The 21,041-nt window shown below is 70.4% G+C and carries 19 protein-coding genes; 5 read left to right on the top strand and 14 right to left on the bottom strand.

Features of this window, described 5'->3' with window-relative positions; translation table 11 throughout:
• Positions 1-271: 271 nt before the first annotated feature.
• The 3 genes from AB0B98_RS12445 to AB0B98_RS12455 form a co-directional block, all read right to left on the bottom strand.
• Entirely contained in the window at positions 272-1,096 is an 825-nt protein-coding gene (locus tag AB0B98_RS12445; RefSeq protein WP_238671812.1) for an AAC(3) family N-acetyltransferase, read from the bottom strand.
• Positions 1,080-3,356: an FxsB family cyclophane-forming radical SAM/SPASM peptide maturase gene (locus AB0B98_RS12450; protein ID WP_357362527.1), complete on the bottom strand. Its 2,277-nt coding sequence runs from the start codon at positions 3,354-3,356 to the stop codon at positions 1,080-1,082. The genes AB0B98_RS12445 and AB0B98_RS12450 overlap by 17 nt, the downstream gene beginning before the upstream one ends.
• A gap of 63 nt (positions 3,357-3,419) precedes the next feature.
• Complete coding sequence (locus AB0B98_RS12455) at positions 3,420-3,608, bottom strand: hypothetical protein (RefSeq protein ID WP_238671810.1); 189 nt, start codon at positions 3,606-3,608, stop codon at positions 3,420-3,422.
• A 139-nt stretch (positions 3,609-3,747) separates the two neighbouring features.
• Here AB0B98_RS12455 and AB0B98_RS12460 point away from each other — a divergent pair, with 139 nt between their 5' ends.
• A complete protein-coding gene (locus AB0B98_RS12460) occupies positions 3,748-3,996 on the top strand; it encodes a DUF2277 family protein (protein WP_330440238.1) in 249 nt (82 codons plus the stop codon).
• 48 nt (positions 3,997-4,044) lie between these two features.
• Here the strand turns inward: AB0B98_RS12460 and AB0B98_RS12465 are convergent, their stop codons facing one another.
• Entirely contained in the window at positions 4,045-4,524 is a 480-nt protein-coding gene (locus AB0B98_RS12465) for a hypothetical protein (protein ID WP_357362530.1), read from the bottom strand.
• Positions 4,525-4,755: 231 nt separating this feature from the next.
• A complete protein-coding gene (selD, locus tag AB0B98_RS12470; RefSeq protein WP_112586665.1) occupies positions 4,756-5,745 on the bottom strand; it encodes a selenide, water dikinase SelD in 990 nt (329 codons plus the stop codon).
• 195 nt (positions 5,746-5,940) lie between these two features.
• Here selD and AB0B98_RS12475 point away from each other — a divergent pair, with 195 nt between their 5' ends.
• The 4 genes from AB0B98_RS12475 to AB0B98_RS12490 all read left to right on the top strand — a co-directional run bounded on the left by AB0B98_RS12475 (position 5,941) and on the right by AB0B98_RS12490 (position 9,341).
• A complete protein-coding gene (locus tag AB0B98_RS12475) occupies positions 5,941-6,696 on the top strand; it encodes an amino acid ABC transporter ATP-binding protein (protein WP_238671807.1) in 756 nt (251 codons plus the stop codon).
• Positions 6,697-6,753: 57 nt separating this feature from the next.
• A complete protein-coding gene (locus AB0B98_RS12480) occupies positions 6,754-7,689 on the top strand; it encodes a glutamate ABC transporter substrate-binding protein (RefSeq protein ID WP_238671806.1) in 936 nt (311 codons plus the stop codon).
• Positions 7,690-7,768: 79 nt separating this feature from the next.
• On the top strand, positions 7,769-8,425 hold the full coding sequence (locus tag AB0B98_RS12485) for an amino acid ABC transporter permease (RefSeq protein ID WP_357284191.1): 657 nt from the start codon (positions 7,769-7,771) through the stop codon (positions 8,423-8,425).
• A gap of 34 nt (positions 8,426-8,459) precedes the next feature.
• The gene (locus AB0B98_RS12490) at positions 8,460-9,341 is read left to right on the top strand and encodes an amino acid ABC transporter permease (protein WP_357284194.1); all 882 of its coding nucleotides are present in this window, start codon (positions 8,460-8,462) and stop codon (positions 9,339-9,341) included.
• A 1,790-nt stretch (positions 9,342-11,131) separates the two neighbouring features.
• Here the strand turns inward: AB0B98_RS12490 and rny are convergent.
• The 9 genes from rny to AB0B98_RS12535 form a co-directional block, all read right to left on the bottom strand.
• Positions 11,132-12,898 carry a ribonuclease Y gene (rny, locus tag AB0B98_RS12495; RefSeq protein WP_357362532.1) on the bottom strand — a complete coding sequence of 589 codons (1,767 nt, stop codon included), beginning with the start codon at positions 12,896-12,898 and terminating at the stop codon, positions 11,132-11,134.
• 554 nt (positions 12,899-13,452) lie between these two features.
• On the bottom strand, positions 13,453-14,157 hold the full coding sequence (locus tag AB0B98_RS12500) for a 3-keto-5-aminohexanoate cleavage protein (RefSeq protein WP_357362534.1): 705 nt from the start codon (positions 14,155-14,157) through the stop codon (positions 13,453-13,455).
• 37 nt (positions 14,158-14,194) lie between these two features.
• Positions 14,195-14,893 carry a regulatory protein RecX gene (locus AB0B98_RS12505; RefSeq protein WP_238671801.1) on the bottom strand — a complete coding sequence of 233 codons (699 nt, stop codon included), beginning with the start codon at positions 14,891-14,893 and terminating at the stop codon, positions 14,195-14,197.
• A 14-nt stretch (positions 14,894-14,907) separates the two neighbouring features.
• The gene (gene recA, locus AB0B98_RS12510; protein WP_007456801.1) at positions 14,908-15,954 is read right to left on the bottom strand and encodes a recombinase RecA; all 1,047 of its coding nucleotides are present in this window, start codon (positions 15,952-15,954) and stop codon (positions 14,908-14,910) included.
• 184 nt (positions 15,955-16,138) lie between these two features.
• Positions 16,139-16,339: a DUF3046 domain-containing protein gene (locus tag AB0B98_RS12515; RefSeq protein ID WP_030489422.1), complete on the bottom strand. Its 201-nt coding sequence runs from the start codon at positions 16,337-16,339 to the stop codon at positions 16,139-16,141.
• Between the two features lie 5 nt (positions 16,340-16,344).
• The gene (locus AB0B98_RS12520; protein WP_357362536.1) at positions 16,345-17,736 is read right to left on the bottom strand and encodes an MFS transporter; all 1,392 of its coding nucleotides are present in this window, start codon (positions 17,734-17,736) and stop codon (positions 16,345-16,347) included.
• Between the two features lie 167 nt (positions 17,737-17,903).
• The gene (locus AB0B98_RS12525; protein WP_357362538.1) at positions 17,904-18,500 is read right to left on the bottom strand and encodes a hypothetical protein; all 597 of its coding nucleotides are present in this window, start codon (positions 18,498-18,500) and stop codon (positions 17,904-17,906) included.
• 132 nt (positions 18,501-18,632) lie between these two features.
• Positions 18,633-19,337: a UdgX family uracil-DNA binding protein gene (locus AB0B98_RS12530; RefSeq protein WP_357362540.1), complete on the bottom strand. Its 705-nt coding sequence runs from the start codon at positions 19,335-19,337 to the stop codon at positions 18,633-18,635.
• Between the two features lie 338 nt (positions 19,338-19,675).
• Positions 19,676-21,016, bottom strand: coding sequence for an aminotransferase class I/II-fold pyridoxal phosphate-dependent enzyme (locus tag AB0B98_RS12535; RefSeq protein ID WP_357362542.1), 1,341 nt, complete (start codon positions 21,014-21,016; stop codon positions 19,676-19,678).
• Positions 21,017-21,041: the final 25 nt, after the last annotated feature.

Raw genomic sequence — 21,041 nt, forward strand, 5'->3', positions numbered from 1 at the left:
TCGCTCACCGTCGTTCCTCCGCCGTCCGGAAAGCGACCGGAGTTTCAGCCTAAGGCGTTCGTCAATGCCGAGGACAGAGCCGGTTGCCGCCTCGTCACTCTACGACGAAGGCCACTGTGGCGGGTATCGGCAGCACGCCGCACGGGTCTCTGCCGAGTCCGAGGAATCGGACGAGACCGCTGGTGTCGTACATCCGACCAATTGGCGGCTGTGCGCCCAGGTAAGGGTCCAGGGCAGGCTCTGCGGCGCTCAGCGGTGCCGCCCTCCTGGTTCACCGGCGCACCGCAAGACGGTGCACGTTGAACCAGTCGATCGCGAAGTCCACGGTGGCACGCACTGGCAGCAGGCGCGCGCTCGCCCGCCCCACCCGACCGTGCCGCACCAACGGCGTCTCGTCGAGCGTGGCACCCACCGCCGGGAAGTCCCGGTCGTCCAGGTCGAGAGCCCGGAAGTCGAGGCGGACCCGCCGCCCGTCGACAAGCCGGAAGCACTGGTAGTCGCGCAGGGGCGGCGGCACCGGAAGCCGGTACTCGGCCAGGTGCAGGGCAGTGCACGCCTCGTAGCCGAGGCCGAGCAGCAGGATCTGCCCGTCCGCCGCGTAGAGCTCGCCCATCGGTGAGCGTTCTCCCAGGTGGCAGGTGAGGTCATGGTTGTCGGTGAGCTGCCGGGCCTGCGGGCCGAGCGCGGCGAACGAAGTCTGGGGGTGGTCGCTGCGCACGGCACCGGGGGCACACCGGACGTACTCGGCAAGCGCCCCCATCCGCTGCGACGGGGTGGTCCGGCGGTCCCAGCCCGGCAGCGCCGCCTCGTACCGCTCGCGCTGCGCACGGTCCATCCCGGCGGTTGCCGCCAGGTGGGCCCGGGAGGTGGTCGAGTTGCCGTCGGTCTGGGTGGGCACCAGGAGCGTGCCAGCCGGGCCGAGGACGTCCCGCAGGGCACCGGCGAGAGTCGCCGGGCCGTGCGTCAACGGGCCTACCCGGCGCAGGGCACAGTGCACCAGCAGGCACGCACCAGGGCGGACACCCAATGCCCGCAGGTCATCGGCGAGGCGGAGACGGCCCAGTGTGGACGGCTGGCGCTCAGCCGGACCCTGCACGGGTTTCCTCCAGTGCGTGGCGCAGCCGGCCGACGAACCGCTCACCCGCCGCGGTGAGCGACCGGCTGGCCAGCAGCGCGTCCGCACCGTCCCGGGTCCACGCCAGGAACTGGGCCGCGTTCGCCGACGCGTCGCCGCCGTCGGCGTCCGCCCGGGACTGCCAGACCTGGGTGATGGCGAGGTGGGCGTAGACGCCCTGCAGGACGCCCTCCGGTGGCCGCGGGTCGGGGCGCCAGGGCACCCGGATCTGGGCGCCCTGGCCCGGTTCGACAAGGTCGTACAGGTCGAGAACCGCCCCCAGCTTCGCGTGCTGCCACTCGTGCACGAGCAGCACCGCCATCGTCTCCGGGTCGGGGTGGGGGGTGACGGCGACAGCGCCGAACGCGTGCCGGGCGGTGGCACTTCGCAGGGGTCGCGCCAGGTCGGGCGCCAGTGGAACGACGGCACGCAGGCCGCCGTCGAGCGCCGCCGCGTGCGCCGGCACGTCCCGGTGCACGACCCGCCAGGCTTCGGCCAGGGTACGGCCCAACGCCCGCGCCGCCGGACCGTCCAGGCGGGACTGGACCGGCTGGCCGTAGCAGTCGCGGTACGGGTCACCGTCCTCAAGGAGCAGCCGGCCACCGGGCACCGGCACGTTGCGGGTCGGAAACCATCCGGCCGACGGCGACGCCATCGGATCGAGGAGCACCGTCTGCTCGACCGACCCACCCCGGACCCGGAACTCGCCGGGTCGGACGGTCACCTCGGCGCTCTCCCCCAGGCCGGGCAGCACCAGGCTGCCGAGCGCGGGAAACGTGATCGTGTCGGCCTGTACCGGCACGTGCAACGCGGCCGGGACGCCGGCCCGCAGCGCCGCAGCGATGGCCAGCGCCGGCAGTGGGTCGACTGCCGCGCCGAGGCCGGGCGGGGCCGACGAGTGAAGGCGACGCACCAGCCCCGGCCGGACGAAGGGGTGCGCCAGGATCGCGCGGACCGCCTCCGACGCCGACTGGTCGAGGTGCACGAGCAGTTCCCAGGCGGGCGTGCTGCCGGATCCGTCCCGGGAGGCCGCCAGCAGCGCCCGGGTGATGGAGAGCTGGGTGGCGGCGAGCAGCGCGAGCGTCGACGCAGACCCGTGCCCGGTCGCCAGGTCGTCCAGCAACTCGTCGACGGGCGAGGTGGTCGACCCGTCGGCCGGGACCGGCGGGGTGGGCGGCGGGTAGGCGTCCACCGTGTCGATCAGGCGCAGCAGGTCGGCGCAGTACACCGAGGGGTTGTCGAAGCCGGACCCGGTCCGCCACCGGTGCGCGTACAGGCCACCGCCGCACCTGTCGACCACCCGGCAGGCCCGACAGGTCGCGCAGAGCCCGGCCACGCCGTCCTGCCGTACCGCGACCCCGGGGTGCCGCGTGACCTCGTCCACCGAGTTGTCGAACACGTCGAAACCGGTGCCGGCCGCGCCGTGGTACGCGGTCTTCAGTGAGTCGACCTGCTCCCAGGTCCCGTCCGCCTCGACGACCAGGACATCGGCTGGTGCGAGGCCGAACGCCTCGGTGCCGCTGCCACCCGGGCGCAGCGCCTCGAACATCCGGATCGACATCGGCCGACCGTCGTCCACCCACCGCCGGTGAATCCGCCCCAGCCAGTCCGCGTACGGGGTGGGCTCGGGGCCTGGACGCTCCGGCGGATGGTCCCAGGTGGCGTGGGGCAGCAACAGGTCGACGCGGGGCGGGCTCTCGGCCAGCAGCGCCTCGTACACCAGGTCGGGATCGTTGCGGACGTCGATCGTGCAGAGGATGCCGGCGTAGCTGGCGCGGTGCTCCGGCCGACGGAGCAGGGCCAGCGCCCGCCGGACGTGGTCGTGGCTGCTCCCGCCGTGGGCGAAGACCCGGTGGCGGTCGTTTGCGGCCCGGTCGCCGTCGAAGGACACACCGACCCGCACGTCGTACTCGACGAACAACCGGCACAGTTCCTCGTCGAGCAGCACGCCGTTGGTCTGCATGCGCAGGTCGAGTCGCGTCCACTGGGTGATCGCCGCGCGCAGTTCGGCCATCACCTCCCGTAATCCCGCGGCCCCCAGCAGCAACGGCTCACCTCCGTGCAGCACGACGTGCACGACCGGCAACTCGTGCTCGCGGGCATGCTCGGCGATCCGCTGTGCGACCGCCCGGACCGTGGCCAGCGGCATCCGCACCGGTCGACCACGCCAGGTCTGGTCGGCGTGCTGGTAGACGTAGCAGTGGTCGCAGCTGAGGTCGCACCGGCTGTGAACCTTCAGCACGAACTGGCTGATCCGTCGGCATGACCCGTCCGCTGCGGAGGGACCGCACCGACAGCCCGCCATTCAGATGGCCGAGTTGAAGGCGGCCACGGGCACCGTGCCGGAGGGCACCAGCTCATCCGCGACGACATGCCGCCGGACCGCCTCGACCAGATCAGCGTGCGTGACGGCGAGCAGGTCCAGCGGGGTGTCCAGGCTCCGTGTGAAGTCGGCCAGGCCCGGACGGGATGGGCGGGTGGATGCGTTGTCCACAATGATTCTCCGGGTCCCGCGGACACGCCACGGGAGGTGTGATGGACGGCCCGAGGGCCCTGACGCGCCACCAGAATAGGCAACAGCCCCAACGATGTCATCGTTGGTCAAGTAGCGCACCAACCGAGGAGGAACTCACATGTGCCGGAGCATCAAGACACTGCGTGAGCCGTTCACCCCGCAGGTGACCGACGCGGACGTCGAGGCGGCAGCGTTGCAGTACGTCCGGAAGATCTCTGGTTTCCGGGCGCCCGCCGCGCACAACGCTGCCGCGTTCGACGCCGCAGTGGCAGCAGTGGCCGAGGCGACGCGCACCCTGCTCGACCAACTGGTGGTGCGGGGCGCCGGATCGGGCACCACCGACCGGTCGGCCACCACCGCCAGCTGATCGTCGCTGACCGGCACGGCACCCGGCCGGGCCTGACCCTGGAGAGGGTCAGGCCGCGGCGAGCGCCGGAGCGACAGTGTCGGGCGCCCAGCGTGAGCGGTGGCACTGCGACCAGCCCCGGCAACCCGGGTCACCCAGCGAGCAGAGCCGCAGCCTGCTGAACACCTCACCGTCCTCGGTGTCCCGCACGTCGAAGTGCACCGGACGGACCGTGCCGTCCGGAGCGACGAGCAGGTGCCGGCCCGCGTCGAGCGTGTCGTCGCGCAACAGGCAGTTGCGGCCCAGCAATCGGGCCAGTGCGGCGATGCTTGCGTGCTCGGAGAGCTCCTCGGGCACTCCGTAGCAGTCCACCACCGTCGCGAATTCGCCCGGCGCCTGCCAGACGTCACACACCACCGCGTACGACGGCAGCCGCGCCGGGTCGGCCACCGCCAGCGGCATCACCACCCGACCAAGCGCCTCCGCCAGCGCCGGGTAGACCTCCACGGGTTGAGCCCCGTCGATTCTCCAGTTCCACAGCTCGGTCATTCCGCCTCCTCGCTGCGTTCGTCCCCACCGGCCTCCGGATCGGGCCTTACACACGATGGTGGGGGGCATTTGACCCCAGCCGGGGGCAAGTTACCGGTCTGTGACCATTCCGGGCAAAATTTCCCTGAGCGGCATTGCTCGGAGTAGCGGGAAGATGACAGTTTATCGGGTACCGTGCGCCATCCCCACCACCGCCACCGCGTGTCCCGCCGCCTGTCGGCCGCCCCCCGGTCAGCGCAGGACGACCAGGTGCTCCCCGCGGGGCAGCAGCTCGCCCACCACCGGAGCGCCGGGCACCTCGCCGGCGACCAGCAGGCCACCGGAGGTCTGCGCGTCGGCCAGCAGCAGCCGCTCCGCCTCGTCCGCCGCGCCGAAGTCGGTCCACGGGGTCACCCACTCCAGGTTGCGTCGGCTGCCACCGCTGACGAACCCGTCGCGCAGCGCCTCCCGGGCGCCGGCCAGATAGGGCACCCGGGCGGTGTCGATGGCCACAGTGACCTGGCTGGCCCGGGCCAGCTTCGAGGCGTGCCCGAGCAGCCCGAACCCGGTCACGTCGGTGCCGCACCGAATGCCGGCGGCGACCGCCGCGTGGGCGGCCTCCCGATTGAGCGCGCTCATCGTGGCCACCGCCTCCGGGAAGCTCTCCCCGGTCGCCTTGTGCCGGGTGTTCAGCACACCCACCCCGAGCGGTTTGGTCAGCGACAACGGCACCCCGGCCCGTCCGGCGTCGAGAGTGATCAGCTCCTCCGGCCGGACCGTGCCGGTGACCGCGAGACCGTACTTCGGGCCGTCGTCGTCCACGCTGTGCCCGCCGGCCAGGTGACAGCCGGCCTCCCGCGCCACGTCCTGGCCGCCGCGCAGCACCTCACGGGCCAACTCCAGCGGCAGCACGTCCCGAGGCCAGCAGAGCAGGTTGAGCGCCACCAGCGGGGTGCCGCCCATCGCGTACACGTCGGAGAGCGCGTTGGCCGCGGCGATCCGACCCCAGTCGTACGCGTCGTCGACCACCGGGGTGAAGAAGTCGGCGGTGCTGACCAGGCCGGTGCGCTCGTCAAGGCGCACCACCGCCGCGTCGTCGCCGTGGTCCAGCCCGACCAGCAACTCCGCAGTGCCGGTCGCCGGGCCGAGACCGGCCACCATGATCTCCAGCTCGCCCGGGGGAATCTTGCACGCGCAGCCACCGCCGCGGGCGTACTTGGTCAACCGTACGGGTTCGGTCATCCACCCATGATCTCGACAACGCGCCACGATCACCACCGTCACCACCCATCCGGTGACCAAAATCGGACGCACCCGAACGATCGTGACCGGTGTTACCGCTCCGTGACCCGCTGGGTTGCGTTCTGCCACATCAGGCCGCCTACAGTGGCCGCACCGGGGGTCAACCGACCCCGATCCGGGAGACGACAGGGGACGGTGGACGACGTGACGACGGGCGAACCGCTCATCGTGCTGGACGCGGTCAACAAGTGGTTCGGGCCGCTGCACGTGCTGGACGACGTCTCACTGTCGGTGGGTCGGGGCGAGGTGGTCGTGGTGATCGGCCCGTCCGGCTCCGGCAAGTCGACGCTGTGCCGCGCGATCAACCGACTGGAACCGATCAACTCGGGCACCATCACCTTCGACGGTCAGCCGCTGCCGGCCGAGGGCAAGCCCCTCGCGAAGCTGCGCAGCGAGGTGGGCATGGTGTTCCAGTCCTTCAACCTCTTCGCGCACAAGACCATCCTGGAGAACGTCACCCTCGGCCCGATCAAGGTCCGCAAGGAGAAGCCGGCCGCCGCCCGCGAGCGTGGTCTGGCCCTACTCGACCGGGTCGGCATCGCCAACCAGGCGGACAAGTTCCCGGCCCAGCTCTCCGGCGGCCAGCAGCAGCGGGCGGCCATCGCCCGGGCCCTGGCCATGCAGCCCAAGGCGATGCTCTTCGACGAGCCGACCAGCGCGCTGGACCCGGAGATGGTCGGCGAGGTGCTCGACGTGATGACGTCGCTGGCCAGCGATGGCATGACGATGGTCGTGGTCACCCACGAGATGGGCTTCGCCCGGCACGCGGCCAACCGGGTCATCTTCATGGCCGACGGCAAGCTCGTCGAGGACGCCTCCCCGGCGGAGTTCTTCGACAACCCACGCAGCGATCGGGCGAAGGACTTCCTCTCCAAGATCCTCACGCACTAGGCGTCCGTAGTGGAGCGTGCCGCACCTCGGTGGGCTCCGTTGAAGAAGGAGAAGAGTATGCGTATGAAGAGCGTGGCGGCGGTCGCCATGATGGCCTCCCTCGCCCTGTCGGCCGCCGCGTGCGGCAAGGAGGGTGAGCCGACCCCGAGCGCGGGCGGCAGTGCCTCCGGTGCCGCCCAAGGGGACAACTGCAAGAGCTCCGGCGCGACCTTCACCCCGAAGACGGACGCCGCCGTCGCTGGCAGCCCGACCTTCGAGAAGATCAAGGCGGCCGGCAAGGTCTCCATCGGCGTCAAGTTCGACCAGCCGAACCTCGGCTACAAGGACGCCCAGGGCAAGCGGTGCGGCTTCGACATCGAGATCGCCCAGTACGTGGCGAGCACGCTGGGCATCGACCCGGCGAAGATCGAGTACAAGGAGATCGCGTCGGCCAACCGGGAGACCGCGATCAAGGGTGGTGAGGTCGACTACTACGTCGGCACCTACTCGATCACCGACAAGCGCAAGAACGACATCTCGTTCGCTGGCCCGTACTTCGTTGCCGGCCAGGACCTGCTGGTCCGTAAGGACGAGTCGTCGATCACCGGCAAGGACACCCTCAAGGGCAAGAAGGTCTGCTCGGCCACCGGCTCGACCCCGATCCAGAAGATCCGCGACGAGGGTCTGACCGAGCCGGACAACATCGTCGAGTTCAAGACCTACTCCGAGTGCGTCTCGCAGTTGCTCGACAAGAAGGTCGACGCCGTCACCACCGACGACGCCATCCTCAAGGGCTACGCGGCGCAGAGTCCGACCGAGCTGAAGGTGGTCGGCCAGCCGTTCAGCACCGAGAAGTACGGCATCGGCCTGCCCAAGGACGACAAGGCGCTGCGCGACTACGTCAACAACCAGATCGAGGCGTCGTTCAGCAACGGCACCTGGCAGAAGATCTACGACGGCACGCTCGGCCTGTCCGGCTCGGCGGGCACCCCGCCCGCCCTCGAGCGGTACTGACCGACCGGCTCGAAACGAGTTGCGGCGCCGGGCGGGGCTCGTCCCCGTCCGGCGCCCGTCCGAGGACTGAGAGCGAGGCATGGGCGAGTTCTTCCGCGTACTGACGGACAACGGGCAACTGTTCGTTGAGGGGTTCACCAACACCGTCAAACTTTTCCTGATCGCCGCGGTCGGCAGCCTCGTCCTCGGCACGCTGCTCGGCGCGATGCGGGTCTCCCCCGTGCCAGCGCTGCGCGCGTTCGGCGCCACGTACGTCAACCTGGTGCGCAACACCCCTCTGACGCTGGTCTTCGCGTTCCTCGTGTTCGCGGTGCCGAAGCTCGACGTCAACATCGAGTACTTCTCCAGCGCTGCCGTCGCGCTGACCGTCTACACCTCCGCCTTCGTGTGCGAGGTGATCCGCTCCGGCGTGAACACCGTCGCCGCGGGGCAGGCCGAGGCCGCACGCGCGCTGGGCATGACCTTCGGTCAGGTGCTCACGCTCATTGTGCTGCCGCAGGCGCTGCGGGCGATGGTCCCGCCGATGATGAGCGTGTTCATCGCCATGCTGAAGAACACCACGATCGCCGCCGGTTTCTCGGTGCTGGAGGCCGGCGCGATCCCCGCGTACATGGCCGAACGAGGCGAGCCGCAGTTCGCCGTCCTGCTCTGGATCACCATCGGCTTCCTGATCTTGATCCTGCCGCTGGTGGCGTTGCAGCGGTTCCTGGAGCGCAAGTGGAGGGTCGCCCGATGAACGAGCATGCGAACCCCACGGTCGCGAACGGAAGGTGGCTGAGTTGAGCCAGGCGTCGATCCTCTACGACCTGCCCGGGCCTCGGGCCAAGCGGCGTAACGCGATCCTGGGCGTCGCCTCCACGGTCGGCATCATCGCTCTCATCGCCTTCATCGGCTACAAGTTCGCCGACACCGGTCAGTTCGAGGCCCGCAAGTGGGAGCAGTTCCAGTACGCCTCGGTGCAACGCGAACTGCTCGGGGGCCTGGGGGCAACGCTCAAGGCGGCCGGCATCGCCGCAGTCCTGGCGCTGATCTTCGGCGCGTTCTTCGCCAGTGCCCGACTGAGCGACAAGTGGTACCTGCGTAGCCCGGCGACCTTCGTGGTCGAGCTGTTCCGGGCGATCCCGCTGCTCATCCTGATCTTCTTCGGGTACTACGTTCCGTTGCAGTACGGCTGGTCGATCGACAAGCTGTGGGCGCTGGTCATCGGGCTGATGCTCTACAACGGATCGGTGCTCGCGGAGATCTTCCGGGCCGGCATCAACGCGGTGCCGTACGGGCAGACCGAGGGCGCGTACGCGATCGGTATGCGGAAGAACCAGGTGCTGCGACTGATCCTGCTACCGCAGGCGGTCCGGTCGATGCTCCCCGCGATCGTCAGCCAGCTCGTCGTACTGCTCAAGGACACCGCGCTCGGCTTCATCATCACGTACCCCGAGCTGCTCTTCGTGGGTAAGCAGATCGGTGGCCGGTTGCCGTTCGGGCTGCCGTACGTGCCGACGTACCTGATCGTGGCGGCGATCTACATCGCCATCTGTGGTGCGCTGTCGGTCCTGGCCTGGTGGCTGCAGAAGCGCATGGGCCGTAGCCGGCGGACAGCGGCGAAGGTGCTGCCCGCCCAGAGCGTCGGCGAGGATTCTGCTCGGATGATCTGACCGGCCCGCTGGGCGCGTGATCGATTCGATTTTCGTGATATCGGGGTGTCCCAAGGACGGAACACCCCGATATTGCTAATTCCGTGGTGACCAAACTGGTCAGCTGGCGATCTCGGTACCCCCCGGGACTCGCGGGACATGGTGACCTGGCAGGTCAGTTCCCCATCGATCTGTTTGGCCACGTCGTGGGCCAGCACGGACGCCCCGATGCCGTCCACGTCGCCCGGTATGTATGCCATCACCCGGGCCTTTTGGACGGCCTCGATTACGAAGTTCAGGATGACTACTTCCCCTGCATCCGAAGACTTGTCACGGTCATTGGCCAGCTTCGGCAGCATGGCGCTCCGCATCTGCCGACTACTGCGGCTGCGGCGAGCTCTGTCAACCGTTAGCGACTTACGCGATCCTGCCGAGGCAGTGCTACCACGACCTGCCGTAAACCGCCGCCGAATCCGACGGTAAGGGGGAAGAACCGGGGCTGAATCTGCAGACGGCTAAGTGAAGAACTCGGCTCGGACGGCTCTGCGCTGCATCGCCAACTCTTGCTGCGCCCCCATTAGGCACCACGATCACGTCGAGACCATTCCCCATTGCCACACTGACTTTCAACGATCACAGGAGCGGGGTCGCACCGAGCGATGAGGCAGACCTGCTTGGTCTACTCATCCAGTTTCTCGGTGCGCTCCCGCTCCTGTTCGGCTCTTCGCAGACGACCGAACTAGCCCCGCTGCTGCCCTGCGTCTCAAGACCTGCCGGACGACCTCTTCTGGGCAGTCAGACCGAACGGCTGCCACCGCTGCGCCAGCAGCAGGGGGATCAAAGACCCAGGAGCAGAGCCGGGAAAGGACTACTGCATCCGTTCGACCTTCGAGGCAACGCCCCTAAATCGATCAGCGGAACTCGATCCAGCGATCCACCCACCACGAGCCTTCGGCGCAGGTCGCTTTGGAGATAGCGGGCGCGTTGACCCAACCGCCGTACCTGCTGTAGCGGCTCCCGTTGTTCTCCTCGCACCTGACGACTATTCGGTACTGGCTAATGACAGTGCCCGGAGCGCACTGACCCCACACTTCGCGGTCGTTCGTCTGATCATACGTATAGCATTCCGGAGCTGCGCTTGCCGGCACTGCGGTGGCAATTCCCACTACTCCGGTTGTTGCAATACTCAGCGCGGCAAAGGCACCCGCGACTGCACTCTTCTTTCCGAAGGACATACTCGTTCCCCAGTCATGCTTGTGGACGATTGGGTAGACGTTCCGCGCGGTTCATGGATTCCAGTTGAATCCATTTGAACGTTTGATCTTGCCGGCTCTGAAAGTCTAAGGATCATGTGAATCGATGTCAACGAGTGACCGCATTTTTCGAGCACGAGCGCTCGAGACCATCGCGACGGTGGTCGCTGACGTTGCGACCGAAGCCCTGAACGGTCTGCACAAGCGGGTCGGACGAAGCTCGCCGTACGCCCGCCACGGTCGACGATCTGGTGGTCCTGCACCGATTCCGGCGCCGAGGTACTAGACCACGTAATCAGAGAACGGCCCAGCCTGCCCTCGGTGCCGTCGACACGCCGACACTGCGTCTGGGCGGGAGGACCGTCGGTGGCGCTGTTGACGGCGACACTGCTCAGCTACATCTGCTGCGCGCCCTAGCAGGAGCGCCGCGACCGGCTGCGGCCAGCGTTATCGTCGCCCAGGCGGCGCCGTCGCCGATAGGGGTGCGGGTGCGGCTAAGAGTTCACGTCGCGCCTGCAAGACAGGTAAGAGCTGCACTAAGCCCTCACACGCGGTCGGTCAGCGGGCGATCTCGGTGACCCGGGACTCGCGGACCACTGTGACCCGGATCTGACCCGGGTAGGTCAGCTCCTCCTCGATCTGCTTGGCCACGTCCCGGGCCAGCACTGCCGCCCCGATGTCGTCCACGTCGTCCGGCTTGACCATCACCCGGATCTCACGGCCGGCCTGCATGGCGAAGACCTTGTCCACGCCGAGCTTGCCGGCGGCGATCTCCTCGATCCGCTCCAGCCGCTTGACGTACGCCTCCAGGCTCTCCCGGCGCGCGCCCGGCCGCCCACCCGAGCAGGCGTCGGAAGCCTGGGTGAGCACGGCCTCGATGGTCTGCGGGGGAACCTCGTTGTGGTGCGCCTCGATGGCGTGCACCACGTCCTCGTGCTCGCCGTACTTGCGGGCCAGGTCCGCGCCGATGATGGCGTGGCTGCCCTCCACCTCGTGGGTGAGCGCCTTGCCGATGTCGTGCAGGAACGCCGACCGTTTGATGATCGGCACGTCCAGCCGCAGCTCGGCGGCCATGATGCCGGCGATGTGCGCGGTCTCGACCAGGTGCTTGAGCACGTTCTGCCCGTACGAGGTGCGGTAGCGCAGCCGGCCGAGCAGGGTCACCAGCTCCGGGTGGATCTCGGTGATGCCGACCTCGACCAGGGCGTCCTCGGCGGCGCGGAGGCAGAGCTGCTCCACCTCCTGCCGGGCCAGGTCGTAGACCTCCTCGATCCGGTGCGGGTGGATGCGCCCGTCCAGGACCAGCTTCTCCAGGGTCACCCGGCCCACCTCGCGACGGACCGGGTCGAAGCAGGAGAGCAGCACCGCCTCGGGGGTGTCGTCGATGATCAGGTTGACGCCGGTCACCGACTCGAAGGCGCGGATGTTGCGCCCCTCCCGGCCGATGATCCGCCCCTTCATCTCGTCACCGGGCAGGTGCAGGACGCTGACCACGCTCTCCGCGGTCTGTTCGCTGGCGACCCGCTGGATCGCGTCCACCACTATGTGCCGGGCGCGCTGCTCGGCGGTGTTGCGTGCGTCGGACTCGATGTCCCGCACGAGCAGCGCCGCTTCCCGCTTGGCAGACGTCTCGATGGCCTCGACCAGCTCCAGTCGGGCGGAGTCGGCGGTGAGCCCGGCGACCCGCTCCAGCTCCCGGCGGCGCAGCTCCTCCGACTCGGTCAGCTCGGCCTCCCGCTGGGCGAGCGCGGCCTCCCGGCCGGCGAGGGCGGCCTTCGCGGCGGTGAGCTGCCGCTCCCGCTCGGCGAACCGCTCCACCTCCTCGGTGTGCATCCGCTCCCGCTCGTCCATCCGAGCGGCCCGACGTTCCACCTCGGCGGCCTGCTCCCGGGTGGTGGCGGCGAGCACCGCGACCTCCCGCTCGCCGCTGCGCCGAGCTGCCGTCCGCAACTGTTCGGCGTCCGCCTCGGCCTGCTTGTGGGCGCGTTCCAGAACGGTGTCCGCCTCGGCCCGGGCGTCGTCGAGGACCCGACGCGCCTCGGCGCGAGCCGCCTTCGCCTCGGCCTTCGCCGCCGCCGCCTCGGTACGGGCCGCTGCGGCCGCTGACTTCGCCACGTCGATGGTGCTGTTCGCCTCGTCGGCCGCGGTCCGCAGGGCGGCGAGGGACTGCTCCTGGCGGTCCTTCTCGGCGATGAAGGCGGGATCCTCCGGAGCCGGCGCGGCACCCACCCGGCGCAGTGTCCGGATGCCGACCAGCACGGCCCCGATCACCACCACCGCGAGGACGAGGACGGCCGCGAGGAGCACGACGTCGAACGCGTTCATGCCGGGACCCCGTCGGGTCTACCGATGAACCTGTGCCGCCGCCCCGCCATGGCCGCCTCCCCTAACGTCGAGACCGCAGCGACCGTGCCGGGGGCACACTCCTGCGGCTGTGGACGCCCGACCGGAGCGGCTGGCCGTGGGTAGCTTTCTCCGCCGGCGGTGCCCGTGGGCAGCGTCGGCGACCGGGTGCAGTTGTCGCAGCGTTCCGGACCGGCCAGTCCGGATCTGCCGCCAAAGGCCGCGGAGTCGGCCAAAGTGATGCTGTTCTGTTACGCGATCTATGTTGTGCGCTTAGCCTGCGCTGGTCGGGCAATGTGAGCCTGTATGGCGAGGCTAGGTCGCCGGGGGTGCTCTGGTCAAGGACTCATGATCAAACCCCCCGAACGGAGAGAAGTTGAATCGTCACCGCGTGCTGATATCACGCCGGACAGGAAGGGACAAACTCCGCGAGGTGTGCCGCCCGCTGGACGTGTCGGGCCTGCTCAGCGCCGTTCAGGCGGCTGTCAGACACTGCGACGACCGAGCAAGGTGTGACTGATCCGTCTCACCAGAGGTCAGCTGGCTCCGACCGCCACCGCCGCCGCGACCAGCGCCGCGTTGTCCGCGGCGGGTGAGCCGTCCGGCAGACACAGAGTGTCCTCAAGCCCGATTCGGGTGCCCAGACCCCGGCGTACCGCCTCGGCGAGGACCGGCCAGGTCGCCGGACCCTCACCGTGCAACAGCACCGACGGCGCGCCCGCCGGCAGCGCGGCGAGAATCCGGGAGGCGTCCGCCAACGCCACAGCCACGTCCTCGGCCATGCACTCGACCAGAACCCGCCCGGCTGGCACCCGCCACCGCCGGTACGCCGCTACCGCGTCGAGCGTCCACAGCCCCGCCTCGACGAGCACACCCCGCTCGTGCAGGGCGGCCGCGACCGCCTCGGCACCGGGCTCGTGCGCGTTGACCGAAGCGAAGTCGGGCAGCACCGGCCAGGCCCGGACGGCGGCCACGCGGGCAGCCGGATCCGGCATGATCCAGGCGCCGGTGCTCACCCCGACAGGCAGCCCCGGCCGAGCGGCACGGATCGCGGTCAGCGCGTCGGCGATCACCGCCGGCCGCAGCGACTCGGCGCCGGCCTCGTCCCGGGGATGGACGTGCACGGCCGCGACGCCGAGCGTCGCGCAGCGGGCCGCATCGGCGGCCAACTCCGCCGCCGTGAGCGGCACTGCCGGATGGGCCTCCCGGCCGTGCCCACCGTTCAGACATGCCTTCAACATCGGCCCCGCACCTCCATCGGGAGTCGCAGCGGACCGCTCACTCGACCAGACGGTTGTCGCGCTCCAACTCGCCCTCGGCGTCGGCGAGCGCGTCGGCGTCGATCTGCTCGGCGAACTCGGCCGCCTCGGCGCTCTGCGCGGCGAGCGCGTCCTTCACCGCCCGGATGGCCACACCAGGCGGGTAGCCCTTGCGGGCCAGCATGCCCACCAGCCGGCGGAAGACCGCGTCCGGCTCGCCCCGGGCCGTGCGCAGCTTGCGCTCCACCAGGCCACGGGCGGTGTCCGCCTCGGTCTCCTCGTCCAGCTCATCCAACGCCTCGGTGGCCACCTCGCCGTCCACGCCCTTGCGGCGCAACTCGTTGGCGAGCGCCCGGCGAGCGAGGCCGCGCCCGGCGTGCCGACTGGACACCCAGGCCCGGGCGAACGCGGCGTCGTCGATGATGCCGACCTCGTCATACCGGTCGAGCACCTCGGCCGAGACCTCCTCGGAGATGCCCCGCTTGGCCAACGCCCCGGCCAGCTCGGCCCGGGTGCGGGGCCGGACGGCAAGCTGGCGCAGGCAGATCTCGCGGGCCAACTCGGACTCGTCGCGCGGAGGGGCCGGAGACTCGACGGTGTCGGCCTCCTCGGACCGACCCCGGCGGCCTCGTCGAGGGCGGGGCGCATCGGTGGCATCGCCCGTACGAGGCGGACTGGCATCCCAGCCCCGCCCCGTACGAGCGCGTCGTCCTGCCATGGGTCAGCGACCGGTCAGAAGTCGACCGGCGGCAGCTCCGGGCCACCGGCGGCGTCACCCGCGCCGACCCCGACGCCGAGCTTCTCCAGGATCTTCTTCTCGATCTCGGCGGCCACGTCCGGGTTTTCCTTCAGGAACTCCCGGGCCTTCTCCTTGCCCTGGCCGAGCTGGTCGCCGTCGTACGTGTACCACGCTCCGGACTTGCGGATGATCGCCTGCTCCACGCCGACGTCGATCAGCGAGCCCTCACGCGAGATGCCCTTGCCGTACATGATGTCGAACTCGGCCTGCTTGAACGGCGCGGCGACCTTGTTCTTCACGACCTTGACCCGGGTGCGGTTACCGACCACGTCGGTGCCGTCCTTGAGGCTCTCGATGCGTCGCACGTCGAGCCGGACCGAGGCGTAGAACTTCAGCGCCCGACCACCGGTGGTGGTCTCCGGGCTGCCGAACATGACGCCGATCTTTTCCCGCAGCTGGTTGATGAAGATCGCCGTGGTGCCGGTGTTGCTGAGCACACCGGTGATCTTCCGGAGCGCCTGGCTCATCAGCCGGGCCTGGAGGCCCACGTGGCTGTCGCCCATCTCGCCCTCGATCTCGGCGCGTGGCACCAGGGCCGCCACCGAGTCGATCACGATGATGTCCAGAGCGCCGGAGCGGATCAGCATGTCCGCGATCTCCAGCGCCTGCTCGCCGGTGTCCGGCTGGGAGACCAGCATCGCGTCGGTGTCGACGCCGAGGGCCTTCGCGTACTCTGGGTCGAGCGCGTGCTCGGCGTCGATGAAGGCGGCGATGCCGCCGTTGCGCTGGGCGTTGGCCACCGCGTGCAGTGCCACGGTGGTCTTACCGCTGGACTCGGGGCCGTAGATCTCGACCACCCGGCCACGGGGCAGGCCGCCAATGCCGAGGGCCACGTCGAGCGCGATGGAGCCGGTCGGAATGATTGCGGTCTGGACGACCGGCCGGTCACCCAGCCGCATCACCGAGCCCTTGCCGAATTGCTTGTCAATCTGAGCGAGAGCAAGGTCGAGTGCCTTCTCCCGGTCAGGCCCTGCTGCCATGGTTGCCACCCCTGCCTTCGCCGGCGTCTTTGCTGAGCTTCGCGTCACGCGGACACGCTAGGCGCTAGGTCCGACAGAAAACCAGCCGACGGGCCGCGAGCTGTGGACGAGCACCCCGCTGTGGACAATAGCCGAACAGGTGTACGACTGGACAAGCGACACGCGGAACCGGCGAAAAGGCTGCTCAGCGTAGTCGAGCGGGCACCCGGTCGGGGTACGCGGCACACACCGCCCGCCACACCACGTGCGTCTGCTCCCCCGATGCCAGGGCCTGCTCGATGGTCCGCCCGCCGAGCTGGGACAGCACCTGATCGCGGGCGATGCTGGCCGCATAGCCGGGCCCGAACGCCTCGTCCAGCCGCGTCCAGAAGTCGGTCAGCCGCACAGTGATCAGCCCTCCTCGTCCGGTGCCCCGGTCGGCACCGGGCGCAACGCTAGCGCCACCAGGGGCACCGCCGCGACCGCCGCGAGCAGGGTGAGCACGGGATATCCGGCGAACTGCATGACAAACCCGCTGACCACCGCGGCGCCGGCCCCGGCCAACCCCATGATCAGGTCGGACAGCCCTTGGACGCTCGGCCGCACCTCCGCCGCCACCGACTCGGACAGCAGGGTCGAGCCGGCCACCATCGTCCCCGACCAGCCCAACCCGAGCAGAACCAGACCGACCGAGAGCCGAGGCGTGTGGTGCCCGGCGGTGCCGGCGACAGCGCAGGCGGCCAGCAGCAGCCCGACCCCACCGAGGATCACCGCCCGTCGACCGAGCCGATCGGTGAGCCACCCGACCACCGGGGAGAACGCGTACATGCCGGCGATGTGCAGGCTCAGCACGATGCCGACCAGCCGCAACACGTCGGCGTCGGCGTGCGACTCACCGAGCCGGACCGGAGTCATCGCCATCACCGCCACCATCACCAGGTGACCCACCGCCACGGCGGCGATGCCGAGTCGGGCGGCGGGCTGTCCGCGTACCACCGACCAGGCCGCACGCATCCCGGCGCCGCGCGGCGCGCGCACAGTGACCGGCACGGCGGCCGGGGTCGCGCCGCCACCTGCCGCCGGCGCCTCGGCCGCCACCGCTGTCGCCGTCGCGTCGGCGACCGGCGGCACATCGGCGGCCGGTGCGTCGGCCGCCGCGAGCCGCCGCGCCGTGAGCAGCGGGTCGGGCCGGAGCAACCCGAGGAGTACGACGGCAGCCAGCACGAACGCTGCCGCGCTGAACGCGAACGGGCCGGCCAGCGGGGGCAACCCCCAGCCGGTGGTGACCCGGTCGGCCAGCGCGGCGAAGTTCGGCGCGGCCACCGCACCGATGGTGGTGGCCCAGACGATCAGGGAGAGCTGCCGCCCCCGGCGGGCCGGCTCGGCGAGATCCACCGCCGTGTAACGGGCCTGGAGATTCGCCGCGGTGCCCCCGCCGAAGAGCAGCATGCCGAGGAAGAGCAGCGGCACCCAGCGGGTGGCAGCGGCCAGCACCACCAGCAGGCCACCGACGGCGCCTACCGCGTACGCCAGCACCAGACCCGGCCGGCGGCCGTGCCGCCGCATGATGCGGGTGACCGGGACGGCGAGCAGCGCGGCGCCGACCACCCCGGCGCTCTGCGCGACACCGGCCACCGCGGTCCCGGCGATCCGGGCCGCGAGCAACGCGCCCACGGCGATGCCGATGGTCACACCGACCCCGCCGATGATCTGGGTGGTGAAGAGCAGCCGCAGGGTACGCCGCTGGATCGACGCGACGTCGGGTCGGGCTGCGGTACGCGGCGCGGTCAGGTCGGTCGCCATCGGCGCTCCTGTCGGAAGGGGTGCCTCATCCTCGCGCACCCGCACCCACCAGCGGCAGTGGGTTTCGCCGGAACGGGTGTCGCCCACACCCATGTGCCGGGTGAGCGGCACTGTTGACCACCGTCAAGGACGTGTTCAGCGGGATCACGGCGGGCGGCTGAGCCGTCCTATCCGGGCGATCCTGGTGTTTCCGGTGGGTTGGGAGCGTCCAGCAGGGATGCCAGCCGACCGATCCGAGTCAGTGTGAGCGCGGCGACGGCCGCACTGACGGCGGCGACCACGCCGAAGATCACCGCGAAGCCCTCGTTGTCGGCAGCGAGCAGAGCCAGCAGGATCAGCCCGAGGGAGATGCCCAGCACGGACAGCAGCGCCGCCCAGGTGGCCCGCCGCTGCCCGGCGAGATAGCCGGGCAGGTCGGCCCGTACCGTGTCGTCCTCGGGCACGGCGCCGGTGCGCACTGCCTGGCGCAGCGGGTACCCCTCGGGATCCTGCCGGGCCTCGCCCACCGCGCGCTGCGCCAGATAGATCGAGGGGCCGATCCAGACGGTGTTCAGAGCGGCGCCCAGTACGGCCTCGACAAGTGACTCCTGTCGGTCGAAGAGCCAGCGCAGCGGCAGCCCGATGAGCACCGTCATCGGCACCCAGTACACCGCCATGAGCTGCAAGCCGGTCGCCCGCTCGAAGAACCGCCTCACTCTCCCGCGACGCCCGGCGGCGGCCACTGCCGGCACATCCGCACGACGCTCCACATTGTCTACGCCCATCGACCCCCGTTACCCACGCACGGGATCCGCGACGCACTGTCAATCTTGGACACTTTCCGTCATCGGCTGACGGAAAGTGTCCAAGATCTGAACAGGTCACTGCGGCGCGCACTGCCGCTCGCGGGTCGCCGGTCAGCCGGGCAGGGCGCGGGTGACGACGGTGAGGTCGGCGACCAGGCCCTCGTACGCCTTGTCCTGGTCGTCGGCCCGCAGGACGGCGGACGGGTGGATGGTGGCCAGCAGCCGGGCCTGCGGCGCGTCGGCCCGCTTTCCGGCGTTGTCCACCGGCACCTGCTCGAAGTCCCCGGGGTGTTGGGCCGACTCCGGCCAGGGCAGCAGCTCACCCCGCTGCCGGGTGACCCGGAAGGACGGGCCGAGCAGCGCCTTGGCGGCGGTAGCGCCGAGCACCACCACGATCTCCGGACGCAGCCGGGCGAACTCGGCGACCAACCAGGGGCGGCAGGCGGTGATGTGCACCTGGTCCGGGGTCTGGTGGATCCGCCGCTTGCCGCGCAGCTCAAAGCGGAAGTGTTTTACGGCATTGGTGAGGTAGAGGTGACCCGGGTCCAGCCCGGCGTCGTCGACCGCGCGGCGCAGCAGGCGTCCGGCCGGGCCGACGAAGGGCAGCCCTTTCTGGTCCTCCATGTCGCCGGGCTGCTCGCCGACGAGCACCACGCGGGCGCTCTCGTCACCCCGGCCGAAGACCGTCTGCGAGGCGTCCCGGTACAGCTCGCAGCCCCGGCAGGCGCCGGCGGCGGTACGCAGGTCGTCGATGGTGTCGGCGTCGGGCGGGATGAACCGCTGGGCGCCCGGAGCGCTCCCGGTCTGCTCGGCCATGCCGACTGTTATATACCCGTTCGATGCTCGCCGCCGGATACGCCCCGGCACCCCGGCCGCTACGCGTCAGTACCCGTTTCCGCCTCCGTCGCCGCCGGACGCGATCGCGATCAGCACGATGATGACGATGATGATCGCCACCGCCACCGCGATCCAGATCCCCTTACGAGCCCCACCAGAAGCCATGTCCCCCACCTCCGGGCGCCCGCATACCCGTCCCCGCCGCCCCGAATCCCCGCGATCTTGCACTTTCTGCCCGGACCAATATGCACAGGTCCGACATTCGGCCAACACAAACTGCAAGATCGCGGGGGCGGGGGCGCGGGGGCGCGGGGGGGTCAGGCGGGGAAGCCCTGGGATTGGGGTGGGTTTTCGGCTTGGGCCAGGGCCGCCGCCAAGGGGGCCAGGTCGGCGGTGTCCAGGGAGCTGACTGTGATGCGCAGGGCCGGCGGGGCGGCGATCCGGTAGAGCGCGCCGGGGGCCACCGCCCAACCCGCGTCGCGGAGCGCGGTCACCGTGCTGGTCTCGTCCGCGACCGGCAGCCAGACGTTGATGCCGCTGCGACCGTGTGCGGTCAGGCCGTGCTCGGCCAGCGCGGCGAGCAACCCATCGCGGCGCTGCTCGTAGCTCTGCGCAGCCCGCTGCACCAAGTCGGTGACCGCCGGGTCCCGCCACAGGGCGAGCACCAGGCGTTGCAGCACCGTGGAGACCCAGCCGGCGCCGACCCGGGTACGGCCGCTCACCCGGGCCACTGTCGTCTCGTCGCCGACCAGCACCGCCATCCGCAGGTCCGGGCCGAAGGGCTTGCTCACCGAACGGAGGAAGGCCCAACTCGCTGTCGCACCAGCGAGCGGGTGCAGGGGTACGCGGGCCAGTTCGGCAGCGTGGTCGTCCTCGATCAGCAGCAGGTCCCGTCGGCCGGCGAGCAGTGTCCGCAGCGCCTCGGCGCGAGCCGCGGAGACGGCGGCGCCGGTCGGATTCTGCGCCCGGCTGGTGACGATCAGCGCCCGCGCTCCGGCGGCGAGCGCCGCGGCCACCCCGACGACCAGCGGCCCCTCGTCGTCCAGTGGTACGCCGATCGGGCGCAGGCCCAGCGCGGCGACCAGGTCGAGCAGATTGGCCCAGCCCGGGTCCTCGACCGCCACCGCGTCGCCGGGGCGCAGGTGGGCGCCGAGCAACCGTTCGATGCCGTCCAGCGCACCGCCGGTGAGCGTCAACTCCCCGGCCGGTACGCCGTCGGCGCGCAGCCGGGCACGGGCCACCTCGGCCAGTTCGGGCAGCACTCCGGCATCGGAGTAACCGACCGACGGGCCGTTCTCGATGGCGAGCGCCGCCAGGTGCGGGCCCAGCGGGGGCAGCAGACGGGGGTCGGGTTCACCCCGGGACAGGTCTCGGGCACCGGGCAACGGTGGGGGGCGCAGCGCGGAGCGGCGGGCGGCCACCGGCGGGCGGGGGCGTACCCGGGTGCCGTGCCGACCGGCGGTGGCGAGCAGGCCGCGCTGGCGCAACTCCTGGTAGGCGCGGGCGACGGTGGCGGGGCTGACCCCCAACTCGGCGGCGAGTGCCCGCACGGACGGCAGCGCGGCCCCCGGTGACAGGGCGCCGGTACGGATGCCCGACTCGATGCTGGCCGAAATCTCGACGGCTGTCGTACCGGTGAGCTGATAGCGTGCTGACACAAATAAGAGATTGTACTAGAACAAA

It is taken from the genome of Micromonospora sp. NPDC048947 (assembly GCF_040649495.1).
Taxonomy (GTDB): domain Bacteria; phylum Actinomycetota; class Actinomycetes; order Mycobacteriales; family Micromonosporaceae; genus Micromonospora; species Micromonospora alfalfae.

What these genes read in the sequence shown, in the direction of transcription:
- AB0B98_RS12465 (WP_357362530.1), bottom strand. Translation starts at nt 4,524, where the DNA reads ATGACCGAGCTGTGGAACTGGAGAATCGACGGGGCTCAACCCGTGGAG.
- AB0B98_RS12480 (WP_238671806.1), top strand. Translation starts at nt 6,754, where the DNA reads ATGCGTATGAAGAGCGTGGCGGCGGTCGCCATGATGGCCTCCCTCGCC.
- AB0B98_RS12460 (WP_330440238.1), top strand. Translation starts at nt 3,748, where the DNA reads ATGTGCCGGAGCATCAAGACACTGCGTGAGCCGTTCACCCCGCAGGTG.
- AB0B98_RS12505 (WP_238671801.1), bottom strand. Translation starts at nt 14,893, where the DNA reads ATGGCAGGACGACGCGCTCGTACGGGGCGGGGCTGGGATGCCAGTCCG.
- AB0B98_RS12500 (WP_357362534.1), bottom strand. Translation starts at nt 14,157, where the DNA reads ATGTTGAAGGCATGTCTGAACGGTGGGCACGGCCGGGAGGCCCATCCG.
- selD (WP_112586665.1), bottom strand. Translation starts at nt 5,745, where the DNA reads ATGACCGAACCCGTACGGTTGACCAAGTACGCCCGCGGCGGTGGCTGC.
- AB0B98_RS12530 (WP_357362540.1), bottom strand. Translation starts at nt 19,337, where the DNA reads ATGGCCGAGCAGACCGGGAGCGCTCCGGGCGCCCAGCGGTTCATCCCG.
- AB0B98_RS12485 (WP_357284191.1), top strand. Translation starts at nt 7,769, where the DNA reads ATGGGCGAGTTCTTCCGCGTACTGACGGACAACGGGCAACTGTTCGTT.
- rny (WP_357362532.1), bottom strand. Translation starts at nt 12,898, where the DNA reads ATGAACGCGTTCGACGTCGTGCTCCTCGCGGCCGTCCTCGTCCTCGCG.
- AB0B98_RS12525 (WP_357362538.1), bottom strand. Translation starts at nt 18,500, where the DNA reads ATGGGCGTAGACAATGTGGAGCGTCGTGCGGATGTGCCGGCAGTGGCC.
- AB0B98_RS12520 (WP_357362536.1), bottom strand. Translation starts at nt 17,736, where the DNA reads ATGGCGACCGACCTGACCGCGCCGCGTACCGCAGCCCGACCCGACGTC.
- recA (WP_007456801.1), bottom strand. Translation starts at nt 15,954, where the DNA reads ATGGCAGCAGGGCCTGACCGGGAGAAGGCACTCGACCTTGCTCTCGCT.